The 15,680-nt window shown below is 53.4% G+C and carries 10 protein-coding genes, 1 tRNA gene and 2 riboswitches; of the genes, 3 read left to right on the plus strand and 8 right to left on the minus strand.

What is annotated here, in order from left to right:
* Window positions 1-448: 448 nt before the first annotated feature.
* From ACMTNU_RS10250 to ACMTNU_RS10275, 6 genes are all read right to left on the minus strand, one after another.
* Window positions 449-1,207, minus strand: a complete 759-nt coding sequence (locus ACMTNU_RS10250; RefSeq protein ID WP_413935147.1) for a hypothetical protein — start codon at window positions 1,205-1,207, stop codon at window positions 449-451.
* 299 nt (window positions 1,208-1,506) lie between these two features.
* Window positions 1,507-1,581, minus strand: a tRNA-Gly gene (locus tag ACMTNU_RS10255).
* A 13-nt stretch (window positions 1,582-1,594) separates the two neighbouring features.
* Complete coding sequence (locus ACMTNU_RS10260; protein WP_413935148.1) at window positions 1,595-2,791, minus strand: tyrosine-type recombinase/integrase; 1,197 nt, start codon at window positions 2,789-2,791, stop codon at window positions 1,595-1,597.
* 94 nt (window positions 2,792-2,885) lie between these two features.
* Window positions 2,886-3,098 (minus strand): helix-turn-helix domain-containing protein, encoded by a 213-nt coding sequence (locus tag ACMTNU_RS10265; protein WP_413935149.1) that lies wholly within the window; start codon window positions 3,096-3,098, stop codon window positions 2,886-2,888.
* Window positions 3,099-4,005: 907 nt separating this feature from the next.
* Window positions 4,006-5,796, minus strand: coding sequence for an AAA family ATPase (locus tag ACMTNU_RS10270; protein ID WP_413935150.1), 1,791 nt, complete (start codon window positions 5,794-5,796; stop codon window positions 4,006-4,008).
* Window positions 5,797-5,924: 128 nt separating this feature from the next.
* Window positions 5,925-6,029: riboswitch (SAM riboswitch) on the minus strand.
* 90 nt (window positions 6,030-6,119) lie between these two features.
* The gene (locus ACMTNU_RS10275) at window positions 6,120-6,989 is read right to left on the minus strand and encodes a tyrosine-type recombinase/integrase (protein ID WP_413935151.1); all 870 of its coding nucleotides are present in this window, start codon (window positions 6,987-6,989) and stop codon (window positions 6,120-6,122) included.
* 84 nt (window positions 6,990-7,073) lie between these two features.
* Window positions 7,074-7,178, minus strand: a riboswitch (SAM riboswitch).
* Between the two features lie 1,186 nt (window positions 7,179-8,364).
* Here ACMTNU_RS10275 and ACMTNU_RS10280 point away from each other — a divergent pair.
* The gene (locus ACMTNU_RS10280; protein ID WP_413935152.1) at window positions 8,365-9,216 is read left to right on the plus strand and encodes a hypothetical protein; all 852 of its coding nucleotides are present in this window, start codon (window positions 8,365-8,367) and stop codon (window positions 9,214-9,216) included.
* Window positions 9,217-10,053, plus strand: a complete 837-nt coding sequence (locus ACMTNU_RS10285) for a hypothetical protein (protein WP_413935153.1) — start codon at window positions 9,217-9,219, stop codon at window positions 10,051-10,053. It begins immediately after the preceding gene.
* Between the two features lie 55 nt (window positions 10,054-10,108).
* On the opposite strand, the gene ACMTNU_RS10290 is transcribed toward ACMTNU_RS10285, so the two are convergent.
* Window positions 10,109-11,283, minus strand: a protein-coding gene (locus tag ACMTNU_RS10290; RefSeq protein ID WP_413935154.1) for an IS3 family transposase whose coding sequence is annotated in 2 segments (ribosomal slippage) — window positions 10,109-10,998 and window positions 10,998-11,283 — 1,176 coding nt in all. Because the reading frame shifts where the segments join, the coding sequence is not laid out codon by codon here.
* A gap of 1,270 nt (window positions 11,284-12,553) precedes the next feature.
* On the opposite strand from ACMTNU_RS10290, the gene ACMTNU_RS10295 reads away from it, so the two are divergent.
* Window positions 12,554-12,865: a PilZ domain-containing protein gene (locus ACMTNU_RS10295; RefSeq protein ID WP_413935155.1), complete on the plus strand. Its 312-nt coding sequence runs from the start codon at window positions 12,554-12,556 to the stop codon at window positions 12,863-12,865.
* Between the two features lie 135 nt (window positions 12,866-13,000).
* Here ACMTNU_RS10295 and ACMTNU_RS10300 read toward each other — a convergent pair whose 3' ends face one another.
* Window positions 13,001-15,310 carry a pentapeptide repeat-containing protein gene (locus ACMTNU_RS10300; protein WP_413935156.1) on the minus strand — a complete coding sequence of 770 codons (2,310 nt, stop codon included), beginning with the start codon at window positions 15,308-15,310 and terminating at the stop codon, window positions 13,001-13,003.
* Window positions 15,311-15,680 lie beyond the last annotated feature (370 nt).

Below are 15,680 nucleotides of genomic sequence, written 5' to 3' on the forward strand. Positions count from 1 at the left end.
TGAGTTGAGAACCAACCGCACAAGCAAATCGATAACGCTCTCTCTGGATGATTCACAAGTGAGCTGATATTGCATGTGCGAAGAGTGCGGATTCGCTCCTAGGCCAACATCCCAATTGTTTGAGGAGGATGGCACGTAGGAAAGTTGCACAATCCCGTGGAAAAGAGAGGCCCTGTAAGGCCATCACCTATGTTGAGAGAGGTTCTGAAAACCTAGGTTGCCTGGAAAGAGTTATGCGAGATACTGTCTGACAGCACCCCTTACGACACGTCGGAGCAGAACGGCTGTCGGCTTACAGACGGCAAGGTCTGAAGTTGAGAACGAGACTGCTCCTCGCAGCAAGGCGTTTCGGGTATGACCTGGGAAACATATGACTCTCTATCCTTCTGAGACTCTCTGAAAGGTACCCTGTCGATGCAGACCTGTGGCGATCACTTCCCCTTGTCAGTTAGGGCTTCGTGCCGATAAAGACGAATCCATCCGTTTTCCCGCTATTCCATGCGGCGCTGGTGAGCTGCTTGGTCGCAGCATCAAATAGTCCGATCCCGTTCACCGTCTGCGTTCCAAGCGTGCAGCCGCTTTGTCCACCAAATGTAATGGTCACGGTAAACACATTCCCGTCTGTCCTCGGTACAAACGTGCCGCTGAACAGACAGCCCGCACTAGAACTGCCTGAGACTGTTCCTGTGGATGTCAGAATGGCCGTCGCAGTTTCAGTCGCCGTGACAGAACCGCTATAGGTGCCTGCAATGGCATTCGGATCTGGCGTCAACTCATAATCGGTATCGTACGCCGTCGAAAACGTGCTCTGCGTGCTGTTCTGATAGGCGATCGTGCCACTCAAGTTTTGCTTGGTGACATAGCTGCCATTGATTGTCCCGGTGAGCAATCCAGTTTGCAGATTGAAGTCTCTTGCATCCGACGAAGTGAATGCTCCACTTTGAGCGCTGCTCGTTCCTTGAATAAACCCTTCAAGGAGCGAGGGTTTGCCAACTGCAGAATAGAGCAACCAATAGACACCGTTGTCGAGAACCAGCCCGGTCACGGCACGATTGCTGTTGGTCGTCCCCCTCCAAATCCCTTCAGCAGGACTTGCCGTGAGCGCCGGAGGAGCTGGCGTCGGCGTATCCCCCTCACCACTACAGGCAGAAAGACTCACGAGCCATAACAGGCCGATCACTGGAGGCACCATCCATCTCCGCTGCATCACTGTTCTCCTTATGAAGCGACGTCCGACCTCTCGAAAACTGGACGAGTATTTTTAGCAGCCTGCCTAGAATAACTCCTATCCCACTCTAGAAGGGGACAGGAGTATGGCCAATCGATCAGCTGATCAAAATTGGACAAAGCGGTTTGATTGCTAGCGGAACATCGAGGACAATCGAAAAGAAGGAACAGTCGGGGCAAGCGTGATTGAAAGAAGGGAACACTGGGTGCTTTTACCAGACGGCGCAATGAAGAACGACTGCACCGGATGAGCGAGTCGGCCGCATACGAAGTGCGGTTTGGAGCGGGCGATGGGATTTGAACCCACGACAACTTGCTTGGGAAGCAAGGACTCTACCACTGAGCTACGCCCGCTCGCTAAGAGATGTCAAGCACTTACAGATTCAACGCCAACAGTACCAGGTTCAGGTGTTATTACCGTGTTAGTCCTGAACGTATGCAGCTTCGCGGCGGCCTTATGTAAGTCATCCGGCTCAATCGTATTATACCGCCGATGCATCCGGTCTGACTTGTGGCCAACAATCTTCATCGCCGTCGCCGTGTCCACCCCCGCCCGCCTCAGATTCGTACTGGCCGTATGGCGGAAATCATGCACTCGGAGGTTCGTAATCCCTGCCCGACGACAGGCGGCCTTAAAGGCTGTTCCGATACGTTGAATCGCCTTATCTTTATACAGGAACACTCGTGGAGTGTCTAGTCGCCGCTCTTGGAAGAGTTCCAGGAATATCTCATGGACCGCCGGAGTCATGGGAACCACTCGCACCTCGCCGTTCTTCGTTCGGCGCAAGACAAACTCCTTCCGACGCAGGTCTACGTCAGACCACTCCAATTTCAGCAACTCTCCTCGCCGGGGGCCCACATCATAGGCCACAGTGAGAAGTCTCCTCAGGTGAGGAGCAAGCGTCGCCTTGAGTCGCTCCCATTCCTCAGGGGTCGCAATCCGGTCCCGTTCGTTGTGCGGATTGGGCTTCGGCACATGCGAAGCCGGATTGTCTGTCACTAGCTTGAATTGTGGACTCCGTGCGACGTTCAACATATGCGTCAACGTCATATGATCGTGATTTATGGTTTGAATAGAGACCGGCAGACCAGCGTCCTCACGTTTCCATCCACAGGTACAGCTTCCTCTCGCAACGATCCCCTGACATGTTGGGCAACTCATCCGTTTGTACTGGGCTCGTTGGGCTCGATAAGTGGACACATCCTCTGGCCTAATCGCGCCTAACGTCATATCCCCAAAGAACTCCACGAGATTCTCTACGTACACTTTCCGAATCGCATAGCCGCGCAGTCGCTTTACGGATTCAAGGGCCAGATACTGCTCCGCCCACTGTCGAAAGGTGACCGATTGAGCCTTCTGCACAGTGGGACTCGCCACTTGGCCACTTAGCAACCTAGTTTTGATAAGGGCTTCCTGCTGCTTCGCCATGGTCTTATTCAGAGAGCCAACTTTCCACCGCTTAAGCTTTCCGCCATAGCTCTCCAGCGCAAGGGATAAGGTCTTACCGTCATCCACTACGCGGAACTCGATGTAATAGCTATCTGACCGCTTTGTAATTCCCATGTAGTCCTCCTCAGTAAATCAATTGCGACGTCGCTCACCGAGGGAAAGCCGGAGCACATCACCCCGGCTCCCCGGTTCGAACAACTCTATGCCCTTACACCATCCGTGGTGCGACCGGCCTCACGGTATGGGCCTCGATCCATTGCTCTAGTTGCCCCAAGTCGAACTTGGTGAGCCGACCGAGCTTCACATAGGGCACGCGGCGTTGGCTGACCATGGTGTACAGCGTATGGGGTGACAACCCGGTGTACGCAGCAGCCTCCTGGACGGTGACCAATCGCCGACTGATGGGATTCGTGGCTTTCACTCAGGCCCTCACACTCCAGCGAGTGAGACGTTGTGACATGTGTTGTGCTCCTCCATAAAAAGGGTTTTGGGAAATCCTGAAAAATAAAAAATGGCTGTGCGACTTCCCACGTCGCAAACCGGATTTTTGTTTTGGGGGTGGTGGGGGGTCACAGTGCCACCGGCTCTCGTTTTTTGCTCGAATCCACGCCCGTTCACCTGACCGCTGGCTCGACAAGCCAGGCGTCACCCCCGCGAAGTCCTTGAATAATCTATGGTCCCATACGCTCCTCCTTTCATCGTTGTGCCCATGATGCCTCATTGTCATCGACAAGCGCCCCCAGAGAGCCTTCCAGAACCATGGCAGCACGTTCCATGGGCTTCATATACGAGTCTGATCACACATATTTCCGTACCTACAACTAACGGGACGTGTGCACGCTGTCCTAGTCCCGATGTCCAGGTACACGTTGCCTCACCCTCGTGAGAACTCTCGGTCTTGGAGTCTCTCGTCCCGGCAGGCTTTGGCTGCCCGCCCGGAAGCGATGAGCAACGGGGGGTCTTGCTTGGTATGGTTGATAGTGCGTGCTTAATACACGCGGACTACCAACCAACCAATGCAGGAGACTCAAGGATGGTTGGTACGTGGTACTCCATGGTAAAGGGCCACGCCTACCACGCCGCGCTCTCCTCCGACTGAGAAGGCCCCAAGCCTTCTCACGACGGTCAACATCCGATACCTCGTGACCGTCTATAGAACCACGCTGTCCAAGCTGCGAGAGACACGCAGGATGCTGTTCGAGACACCGTGCAGAAGGCGTAGAGTCCACGATGACCCACCAGGGCACCCCATTGCACGCGAGTGTCTGAATCAACGGGCTACGCCTCACGTGCTGCGTCTCCATCAACGTCCCTCGCTCTATGCTGAGTTACCTCTGCTGCACCGCCCAGAGATCGGCATTGTGCTCCCCTTGCCCGACCTTCGTAATTTGCTCCTCTGCATGCAGCGCCCGCAACGCCTCCCGAATCGGCTTATCGGACTTCCGCTTCAAATGCTGTTGGATGCTTTTCAGCGTCACTCCGGCCTTCCCCTGTAATGGCTCCGTCGTGGGTAATGTTGTGATCGCCTCGTAGACACGTTCCTTGAGCTGTTCCGCCGCCGGTTCAGCAGAGACATCGTCCACGCGAAGGCGAATCGAAGTGGGCTCATGCGCTGGTCCCTCCGATTCAATAGTCATCGTGTATTGCCCTGTCGCACCGCTGTCCTTTCGCTGCAAGGAGAGTCTCGCCCCGGCCTGGTTCCGTGAGATTGGTTCAAAAAATAAAGAATCCTCGCCCCACGCACCTAGCACGAAGGACCCACCGATCTCCTGCGATCCGCGCCCCACTCGTCCCCCTTGATTCTTTCTAAAGTGATGGATCACGCGGAAGATGACTCCGTATTGCCGCCGAAGGTCATCGAGGGTCGCCAAGAGTGTCCCAGCTTCATTGGCCTTATTGAGATCTTTCGAGCTCAGTTTCCGCAAGCAATCGAGATACACCACCTCCGGTTTGAATTCGTCCAGCGTGAGCCGCAGCCGAGCGAGCTGATCCGAGTTATCAAGATTGAACCCAGCCCACACTTCGATACGAAATTGATTTCGCAACATGTCCCGGACTGATGTCTTTTGAAGATCGAGCCCGTGGCCACGCAGCAGGGCGCGCAATCGGGTTTGGACGCGCTGAATCGGATCTTCCTCTTCGATAAACAATACCCTCCGTGGTGTTGGAACGGTGAATCGGTTACACACGGGCTGGCCAATGGCTAGACACAACGCTTCTTCTAGCGCATAGAAGGTCTTGCCGAGCTTCTCTTCACCGGCGATCCATCCCACACTCTGGGCCGAGAGGATGCCTTCCACCAGTTCCTCAGTAGGAGCGATCTCCTTGGTGAGAAATTCATCCAGGGCGATCCCAATTGGGACTACTGGATCCTTCAGCTTGATAGGCTCCAGCGCTCGGAACGCTTCAAGGCCATCCGTCGCAAGAAAATCATCCAACCCCACCTTCGTTCCCCCTTGATCGGGAAGCCTGATTGCAAACACCGTCGCCTGTCGTCGCGCCAGCTCTTCTGCAAGCGCCGTTTCCGCCCGTCGCACCTCCTCGTTCTCTCTGATATCGGAATCAAACACGAGATAGACTTTGCGACCAGCCCATGTAAGGCGAGCGAGGTCCGGGATCGGTTGACTGGCTTGCTCCTCCGTACGGGTCCGCCAGCTCCACACCCCGGCAAGCGCCACCACAGAGAGCCCCTCCTGGCACCCCTTCAGCGCTTTTTTCTCACCCTCCGTGATGTAGATCGGATGACGTACATCACTCAGGATGGATGAAGCGAGCGTCGCCGGAATGTAGAGGTGATTCGTACTGCCCTTCGGGCTGCGATAGCGTTTCCCATCTCGCCCGGCATCATCGAGCTTGACCCGAGCATACCCATTCGTCTGGAAGGCATATGGAAACACGAGGCCTGGTCCAGCGTCTAAACCCAAGATTTCCGATACCTGGTCTTTCGACGCACTATAGAGTCCAGCTGTCTTGATGGTCGCATCTGAAAGACCTGAATCCTGCAATTCCTCTCGATGACGGTCCTGTAGCGCGATGAGTGAAACCACCTTGTCTTTCCTAGCGGATGACCGTCCTATGTGTCTCGTCTTAAGATGCTTGCGATCTGCACTAGCTGCCATAACTCCTCTCCTTTCTTGTTGATGTGAATGAGAGTGGCCCAGCAGCCTAAGAGGGGAACGGATAGGAAGGTGACTCCGTATCGAAGATGTGAGTAGGGAGCCGTGCCGTTGTTTGCTCGCCATGTGAGCACCTATCGTTCCCGATCGCCGGGCTGGCTGTGGCACCTTGGTGGCTCACCAGGATGCCGAGCGCGTCGTTGGGCCAGTTCCCTCTGCGCTACTCGTGATAGTGGGAATGCAATTGAGTCAGGGTGTCCGCTCGTTCATCATGGGGGTGTTCGTTTAACTCGCGTCATCTTTGTCCTCCTTTCGATGTTGTGTCCTCAGCCTAAACACGCTTCCATCGTCTGTTTGATCGCCGCATGGCTCAAATGCGTATAGCGCACGCTCGCGCGGGGGTCGCGATGCCCCAGCACATCCATGATCAGCCGCTGATTCGCCCCATGACAGGCGAGCCTCGTCGCGAGATCATGCCGAAGATCATGAAACCGATAATCTGTGAGCCCTGAGCGCAGAGCGAGTCGCTTAAAAGCTCGTGAAAGCGCCCCCGCCGTATAACGCGGAAGGAGATACGCCTCAGGCTGACCTGTTAGCCGTTCTTGCAAAAGCTCACGAAGCTTCGGGTGCAACGGTACGGAGTAGTCCTCCCCGTTCTTTGTCGCACGAAAGGTCACGGTACTCCGCTCAAAGTCCACATCCTGCTCACGTAGCTCCAAGAGCGACCGGCGGCGTGCACCGGTGTACTGCGCAGCGACGAGATACAGGCGCAGCTCAGGGTTGGCCCGCTGGACCAATTGGTCACGCTGAGCATTGCTCAACCATTTCACCCGTCCTCGTGACTCCCGCTGTTTGCGAATGCCCCGCGCCGGGTTGTCCGCTCGATACCCCCACTCCACCGCTTTTTTGAAAATGTGCTTGAGTCGAAACAAGCGCTTGTTTGCCGTGGCTGGGGCCAGATTACTCTGGAGAAGGACTCCCCACCAGCGCTCGACCTGCTCCGCCTCAATATCTGCAAGCGGTGAGGCGCCAAACTCCTTGATCAATGTCGGGAGATGATAGTGCTCCACCGTGTCTGCCCATACCGCTGACAGCGTCGCCTTCGCAGCAGGCCAATACTGCCGCTGCACAAACGTGGCAAATGGCAGCGCCTCCTTGGGGGATGATGACGTCTTCTTACGAACTCTGGAGATCATCCTTGAACCTCATCGGAATAGAACACGAAGGAAATAAAAAACCCCTCGTCATTGGAGGGGCCTTGCCTAGGTTGCTCCGTCTCAGCCATATCGCTCCCCTCTTGTGGGCTGGCAGTGGCACCTTAGCGGCTTCCTAGGTTGCCGGACGTCTCATCGGGCCAGTTCCCTCCACGTCACTCTTGATACATATGTGAGACATTATTACACGTATTCAAACATGGTAATCAAGATCAATACCAGCAGAAACGCCCCCTACAGAAGTAGGTTTCTATACAATCTTGTAAAGGACAGCTTACGAGGAGGCATAGGTTGGTACTTGTTTCACGATAGCGCCGGAATCGTGCAAGGGCGCCCCAGGATGTGCACCATCCACTATCCTCAATCGTGCGTCACAGGCACACCACTTCAGTGCTTCCGAACGTACTGCTCCCTGGAAGACGTGAGGAATTTGGTCTAGTCTTGCCGAACTCCGTCCCATACAGTGCCCTTAGCTGTTCAGGAGAGACTCAACGTCGCGGTGGGGTTAACAAAAGCTGGTGTGCTGGAGAACTGTGGCCACGGTCCAGCCCTGTGGACCGCAATATCGTGAGATACAGACACAGCTGATCGCACACCTCCTACGTGCAACATCCCTTTCACTCTGTATTATGCCATGAAACTGATTTTTGATTGACGACGCGTATCCCCTTGAATATTTGGGCTTGCATGACGACTCCGAGCGAGGGGTCTGGCGAGAGCGTGCAATATGCACCTACGGTTTGCGGAAAACTAGATCCGAGAGATTAGTGTGAGATTTTCCCGTTTTTGCCTGGCTAGCCCCTTGAATAGCTCAGGAAAGAACCTAGTGCTGACAGGTGCTACGATAGATCCTCTCACTTAGTATTATGTCGCCAAACTGATTTTTGATTGACCTACGTAGTCCTGCATTGTCTCCTTTCTTACACGACTTCATGCGAACTACTCGTAATGCATAGTCTTTTTCGGCATTCGAGCAAGTAGGCCTTCTCAATCTGAAATTCGCGGCAAACGTGGCAAGGGCTGGAGTTGATACATTTCACGAGTGCTCGGAGCGTCGCCCTTCCCAAGACCATAAGATACGCCGCCCTTCTCACGAGGATCTCTGTGCAGTTGTGATCAAACACTCCCGGTGGGCTACGCCCGTTCCATTCTGGGAATGCGCTATACGTGTGAGGAAATCAATGGAGATCTCAGCCAGGCTGGACCTTGGCCAACCAAATGACCCGCGGCTTGTCAGGACTATCCAAAACGCGGGTAACCGTGAATTGACCAAACACTAGCAACGGCATACACTCCAGAACGCGACGAATTCCTCCCTACAGTAGCTAAAGAGTTGGATTGCACAGGAATCACTCCCTTGCCTGCAAAATATCTTCTCTATATAGACATCCTCGGTTTCTCAGAATTGGTGAAGCGCGACCGACTACAGATCGAGAGAATCTATGGTGTCTTGGACTCGCTTAACGTGCATCGCAACGAGATGTTTCGGACGATTGTCTTTTCTGACACGGTACTCGTGTACAACCGCATTGACCCTGAGCCGAGCAATGAGAAGGAGCATGAGTCTATAGTCTGGTACTTAATCGAGTTCGCCGAAGACCTCCACCATCGGCTCACAGGTCAAGGCTTGTACTTTCGAGCTGTATTGATATCAGGAAATTTTCAACACTATGCCTTAACAAATATCGATTGCTTCTTTGGCGAGGCATTGATCGAAGCATATTCCCGAGAAAAAGCTATTCCTTCGATTGGCCTATTCATCGATACGACCTGCAATCGGTTCAATCGTTGTTTCCGAACAGAACCATTCGGAAACGAACTTCATTTCGTTTACCTGAATCGCGCCGTAGAAACACTCCAACAAGAGACCAACGGTCATCTCCCTATAGATGATAATCTTTTAGACGCATGTTACCCCTACCTTGCATGGCAGGTGCGCTTTTTACAGGACGTTCATAGTATGAAGAGAAAGCATCCAGATCCATCCGTACGAACGAAATTTTTGACCGTATGGGATTTGTACTATCGACGTTATCCTATGATCCTCAAGGCGCTAGAGGAGGGTAATTTTGAGATGAAAGTATTCCATGAGAAGTATGACTGGTCAGACCAACTGCAAAAACTTGCAGTGGATCTAGAGCATTTCCAAAATGCAGGCAAGCGGCTGAGCGAGAGGATACGCATCGCAGATTCACCCAATCTGGAATGAATGAAATATTATTTAGACTCTAAGGACCTGATCGCCATTTTACAGGGTAAAGCTTCGCGTTCGGCTCAGGAGTTTAGGGAATATCTATTCGCAGGAGATCACAAACTAGTTGTCTCCTGCTACACCATCATCGAAATATCTGCTCCTCTACTTCATCCTCATTCAACAGATAATGTAATGTCGCTTTTGAACGAGCTAGAGAAGATGCCGATTGTCTATATGCACGCCGATAGTCCTGGTCTAGAACTCAAAGAAGCTCTTAATGCATTTGCCAATAACCGGGAGTACCTGCCAGTCGTCCCATTCGTAAAACGCTTTGACGAAACATTGGACCTCAGCGCTAATCCACCGACCTCCAACTTCTTGAACTACCCATTGGCCGAGATAGTATGGGACCTTTACAGGCAAGGCGAACTAAAAGGAATGGAAGACTTTGCCAATACCATGAGAGCCTTAATTGAGAGGGACAGGAACACAATAAGGCCCCCAAGTATGAAATCACATTTTGCGATTGTGCTTGAGAAGGAACTTCGTGGTGATGGACTTTCCTGCAAAGAGATGATGAGCTTCACTAACTGGGTTTACGAGAATCCAAACCGTTGCCCGGGCATCCGCCTTTCTTTTGAAGTATGGCGACAAATCGTTATGAACAAGACCGATGGTTTAGAAGATTCCGACATGGAAGATTATCAGCATATAATCTGTCTTCCCTATGTTGATGCAATCACACTGGATAGAAGGATGCACAGCTATGTTTCTCAGGCGAGAACAAGAATCGGGTTAGATACTAGGTGCATGTTTCGGTCGATTGAAGAGCTATGGCGTAAGGAAGTGTAAAAAGAGTTTTGCAGCTGACCCCGGTCGTCAATAGTGGACGCCATGCATTGCAGTCTCACGCCGCCGACTGCTGACGGGCCCACAGTTGGGCAAACGCCGCGGGCGAGCGATTCCCCAGTCGAGAATGGCGCCGCTGGCGGTTATAGAAGAGCTCGATGTACTCCGTGATCTCTTGCCGAGCCTGCTCCCGCGTGGTGTAGCGCCGGTGATGCACCAGTTCGGCCTTCAACGTCCCCCAAAAGCTTTCCATGGGCGCATTGTCATCACAGTTCCCCCGTCGGGATATCGAGACGGACAGCCCGAATTGTTGCAACCGGGCTTGGTAGGCCTGTGCACAATACTGGACTCCGCGATCGGAGTGGTGCAGCAATCCCGGCGCGGGGCGCTTGCTGGTGAGGGCCTTCCTGAGTGCCGCCCACACCAAGTTCGTCGTCATGCGGGCGTCCATCGCATGGCCGACCACCTCACACGTGAACAGATCCTTGATGCCAGCCAGATACAACCAGCCTTCCGCCGTTGGCACGTACGTGATGTCGGTGACCCAGATCTCGTTGGGGCGGGTGGCCTCAAACGTTTGGGCCAAGAGATTCTCTGCCACCGGAAGCGCATGGTGGGACTCGGTGGTGATCGTAAACCGTCGGACTTGTTTGCAGCGTAGGCCCAGCTTCTTGCGCAACCGCTTGATGCGCCCCACCCCAGCCGGAAATCCGTCGTCCCGCAATTCCGCTTGAAGGCGCTCCGGGCCGTAGGTCTGGCGTGTGCGCACATGTGCCGGCTGAATCGCCACTTCCAGCCGGGTGTTCTCCTGGGCCCTCATCGAGGGACGGCGGGTCCTCCAGGCATGGTATCCGCCTCGGGAGACCTCGAGAACCCGACACAAGATGGCCAGGGGATACTGGGAACGCAGCGTCGTCATGAGTGCGTACCGGGCAGCTGCGCCTTGGCAAAGTACGCGGTGGCTTTTTTTAGGATGTCGCGCTCCATCCGAGCCTCGGTGAGTTCGCGCTTCAACCGAGAGACCTCCGCCTCCAGGTCTGTGACCGGTCGTCGGCTCTCGCCCAACCCCGAGAGCTGCCCCTGCCGGGCCCGAAACACCCAGTTGGCCAGCGTCTTCTCGGACATCGCCAACCGTCGGGCCGCCTCCGGAATCGTCAACTCCTGCTCGCGCACAACCCGCACGGCTTGCTCCCGAAACTCCTTTGTGTACTTCTGTCGCAATAACCGTTCCATCTCCCACCTCCAGACCTCAGATTGTAGGTTGAAGGCGTCCACTTTTTCGAGCCTAGCTCACTAACCAACCTTGCTCTCCCTAGATACCTCTTCTAAAATGCTTTTTTATCGTTACTGACAGAGTTGTCATAAGTAATTTGGATTTGGGTCGCCCTGGTAGAGCCCCAGAACTTGCCCAGAGACTCACATATCATGGGAATATCAGGCAGAACGTCATCAAGCTTGTATTCTATTGGATGTAGACAATTCGTTCCGTAGTCTGTATTGACCTGCCACAAAAAGGTGAAGTGACTAAGTGGATTGGCTGAACTCCCCCATATTTACCTTAGTTGGATTAGCCTTAAGTATCGTCGGAATAGCTCTTACTGTCAGAACTAATCGTACCAAAGAGCCTTATTGGTCTATTCAGACAATCAGGCTATTCGAAGACCATTCTAGCGCTATTGAAGGTCTTGACGTCCGGTATCTAGGAGAAAAGGTCAAGGATCTTTCCATCAGTACTGTCATTTTTGGCAATCGAGGTGGTCTGACGCTGGATAAAGCAGATATTACAGAAGATCCTATACGACTAGAGTTACAAGGTCAGGGCCGTATTCTAAGCGCAACATTACTAGCATCGAATAACCAGGCTAGCCGAGCATTAGTGGCTCAGCGAAGTGGCAATCAAGTACAACTGAGTTTCGACTATTTGGATCGGGGACACGCATTTGTTATACGAATCGTTCATGACGGACCAAACACGGGAAGTCTAGTAATGAGGGGTAGTCTAAAAGGGGTTGTCAAGATTAAGAGATATGAAATGAGTCGCGTACCCCACGATAGGATAAAACGACTGATCCCTATTGTCCTGTCCTTGCTTGCAGGAATAGGCTACTTAACATTCACAGTACGAATGCTATTGTCATACTGGAATACGTGGAGTGATTCTTCCAGGCTGACGTTTGGATTCTGGAACCTTTTAGTTTCTGGATTCTTGCTGTATCTGGCATATGCTCTTTTTTCAAGATTTAGCTGGGTGCCTCGTGGTCTACAATCCTTTCTGACTTCTCCATTAAATATAGAGCAGAAGCCACTAACGTAAGACTGGAACACGTGTTTTGCCAAGAACAGTTTATTACTTGTGAATATTCTAACTTACCTATCTTCCCAGCGGCATTTTCATCGATAGACGTTCCTCCTACTGTCCTCTTCACAGGACTCCCCCTGCCATCGTGGGGATAGCGCCCCGTCGCCTGCCCCACCTACAATACGCCCTCTTCTAGAGGTGCCTATGGCCTTTGTTATTCGTCCGTACCGTCGGCTCCCGGCTCAGTGCCCCGTGACCTATGAGCGGTTGTATGATACAGGGCATGGGACGGCCTGGAACGTCTCCAGTACCGGCTTCCGAGTCTCAGGGACATTACCGTTACAACCCAGAGATGTCTGCTCTCTGAAGGTCAAGCTGCCGAAGCAAGTCTCTGTCCTGGCCGGGGTAGTCCGGTGGGCTCATGGTCAGGACTTCGGGGTTGAGACGCTCCTGATGGACAAGCAGGACGAAGCGCGGCTGGCCAGATATATAAGAGACAGGACGCGGGAGCTATGACAGACCGACCCGATCGACCGAAATGAGATGCCATGTCCCTGGAGGAAGTCGCGATCAGTAACATGTGGGAGATCGCGGCGATTCTGGAGCTGCTGGACCGGATCCTCCCTGGGGTACTTATTCTGTAAAATCAGATCAAAAATCAATATCATCTGTAAGCGTGATTTTAACTCCACGTATGAGCTTCCAGTCTTCCTCGTCCAGTAAAGTTACACCTGGGCACGTATTCGTTTCCTGCTTTCGCTTATCCTGAGCCATTACGAATTCTTGACGATCCGAGTCATTATAGTTAAGCCGACGAAGAATCCCGCGGGCGATATCCCGCGATTGGCAAACTAGCCGCGTGATTTCCGGATGCAGTGCCTTGCGAAACTCTTCGAGCGAATAGGTCGTCTTACACCGCAATTGCGATTTGTTATCGCTAAGACACGAATCGATCTGAGGTGGTGTAATCTTTGGTTTTGCTGCAGCTATGATGGCAGCCTGAAATCTCTCGAATTCAAGCCGGCTTTCCTGGCGACTCCATTTCCAATCCGATGCCTCCTTGAGCAACTGTTCTACGTCGATTGTGCTGAGTGGTTGCCACTGCAATCCCCGTGCGTCTACCAATGGGCTATCCACGAATTTCCATGACTTGTTGTAGAAGCGCCCACTCACCAACACCGCGCCCCTAAAGTGCGCGTCCTCCAAGTCCGCTCCCTCCAGGCGCGCGTTACTCAAGTCCGCACCATCTAACCTCACACCCACCAACACCGCGCCTCTCAAGTCCGCGCTCTGCAAGTTCGCGCCTTCCAAGCGCGCCTCCGTCAAGTTCGCGCCTCTTAAGTCCGCCTTCGTCAAGTTCGCCCCCTGCAGGTCCGCGAATACTAAGGGCGCCATCTGCATGCTCGCCTTCGTCAAGTCCGCGCCCTGCAAGTTCAAGTGCTTGAGAGGTGAATTCCACAACCTCACCTTATTCAGGTTGGTGCCCTGCAAATGCACGCCCGTTAGGTCCGCGCGGTCCAAGGTCGTGCCCGTCAAGTCTGCGTTCTGCAAGTCTGCGCCCGTTAAGTCCGCGCCCGATAAGTCCGCGCCCTTTAGGTGTACATTCGCTAAGTTAACGCCGTTCAAGTACGCGCCCCTTAAGACTGCGCCGTCCAACACCGCATGCGCTAAGTCTGCGCCCTGCAAGTCCGTGCCCTTTAAATGCACATTCGTCAAGTCCACGTCCTTCAAGCGCGCTCCCCTCAACAACGCGCCCTCCAAGTGGGCGTCCGTCAAGTCCGCCTCACGCAGGTCTGCTTTTGCCAGTACAGCCCCTCTCAAATCAGCGTGGCGCAAATTCCTCTTTTGTAAATCCACTCCATCAATGGTTCTCAGCGTAGATTTCCATTTATCAGGCTCTTCGCTAGGAAGATCTGTGCGTATTTCTGGCTTTGCCGACGTGGCGAGCAAGAACTGCTCATGCAAGTCAAGGTGACGCCAGAGTTCCAAAAGCGTTGTCCCCCTTGCTTGTGGTCGGTCCAGGAACTCGCCATCCACAGTTAGCAAGAGAGGCAACGGCCATCCAAGTACCGCCACTGTCAGAAACCCTCGGAGGCCCAAAATCGGTGGTGCGGCATCGTGCTTGACCCCAAAATGGAACCAACGCATTCCGTCTCTTACGAGAAGGGCGAGGAGTGTCAGCCAGAGCCATACAGCAAGTACCAGCAACAGAAATTGAACAACCGTTGCCTCACGTGTAGGCAGGGCGTGGCTCGCCATAACCACCTCGGTCTCGATGGGCAACACCAGCATGGTATATCCGAGGATTGCACCTACCAAGCCTTTCCAGGGTAGCCTGGCACATTGCCGCGCCTCTTTCATGTAGCCCTTCCAACTGTCGCGCCGATGCATGATCACCGGCCAGAGCATCGTTACCAGTATGACATCCAACCAGATGGCCACGCGCTGCAGCCACGTGATACCCACGTTCTGATATGCAAGAAAGTGCGCCTGGAGCAGCAGTAAGGCCAACAAGGGCAAGAGCAAGATGGTCGATGTGACGAGCAGGGCAACGAGTCCGTAGATTAACCGGTTGGGATGGCCCACGAGATAGTAGTTGTAAGTAAATATGTGTAAGCGATCGTGCAGGCCGCCAATGGCCTCGCCTTTCGGTGCGGCTTCCTCAAAGGCGAATAGCCTGCGCGACAGTAACTGTAATTGAAGGAGGAGATTGAAATGTGTGATGACTAAGAGGTAGGGCACTGTGGCATAAAACCCCGTGATCGGGACTTCCACGTCCACCACCGGCAGCTTTATACCTTTGCCGATTAACAGATCCCTGTCGGTGGTGCTAAAGGCGATGACCAACACATAGGTGCAGAGTGCGAGGAAGGCTATGTGCAGAGCGGCCACTTTTTCTGAAGCGCTGTTGGCCGCAGTAAGCAGCGTTTCAGGGTCGGAAGCAGACTTGGAGGTCAGCATAGGTGGCTCGTTTGTCACTATCCGTTACCCGCGCTCGTGGTTCATTCTTCTGGAGGGGGAAATACCATTTCTCGGACTGTGTGCTTTCTTCCATTCGCCATCGTAACGTTCTGCTGCCATAGCTTACGCAGGAAGAGGAACCTGGTCAATCGATGCATGAGCTATTTGGGAATCGGTAGCCTACTTCTAGAAGCTGAGCCTGTTGCAAAACTCCTCCTTACATGTGACCAGCCAAGCGGTTTGTACCATCTGCCATGCTTGGCCTAAATTCGCGATCTGGTTGGTTTCTGAAGTAGGTAACGAATAGCAGCGGTGGGAAACGACCGGACGGTCGTTGTACCAGAGATCAGATAGTGTCCCGGAAACCTGG

Source organism: Nitrospira sp. BLG_1 (genome assembly GCF_047338595.1).
Classification (GTDB): Bacteria; Nitrospirota; Nitrospiria; order Nitrospirales; family Nitrospiraceae; genus Nitrospira_D.

Coding starts and splice junctions, on each gene's coding strand:
- ACMTNU_RS10250 (WP_413935147.1), bottom strand. CDS start 1,207: ATGCAGCGGAGATGGATGGTGCCTCCAGTGATCGGCCTGTTATGGCTC.
- ACMTNU_RS10260 (WP_413935148.1), bottom strand. CDS start 2,791: ATGGGAATTACAAAGCGGTCAGATAGCTATTACATCGAGTTCCGCGTA.
- ACMTNU_RS10270 (WP_413935150.1), bottom strand. CDS start 5,796: ATGGCAGCTAGTGCAGATCGCAAGCATCTTAAGACGAGACACATAGGA.
- ACMTNU_RS10275 (WP_413935151.1), bottom strand. CDS start 6,989: ATGATCTCCAGAGTTCGTAAGAAGACGTCATCATCCCCCAAGGAGGCG.
- ACMTNU_RS10285 (WP_413935153.1), top strand. CDS start 9,217: ATGAAATATTATTTAGACTCTAAGGACCTGATCGCCATTTTACAGGGT.
- ACMTNU_RS10295 (WP_413935155.1), top strand. CDS start 12,554: ATGGCCTTTGTTATTCGTCCGTACCGTCGGCTCCCGGCTCAGTGCCCC.
- ACMTNU_RS10300 (WP_413935156.1), bottom strand. CDS start 15,310: ATGCTGACCTCCAAGTCTGCTTCCGACCCTGAAACGCTGCTTACTGCG.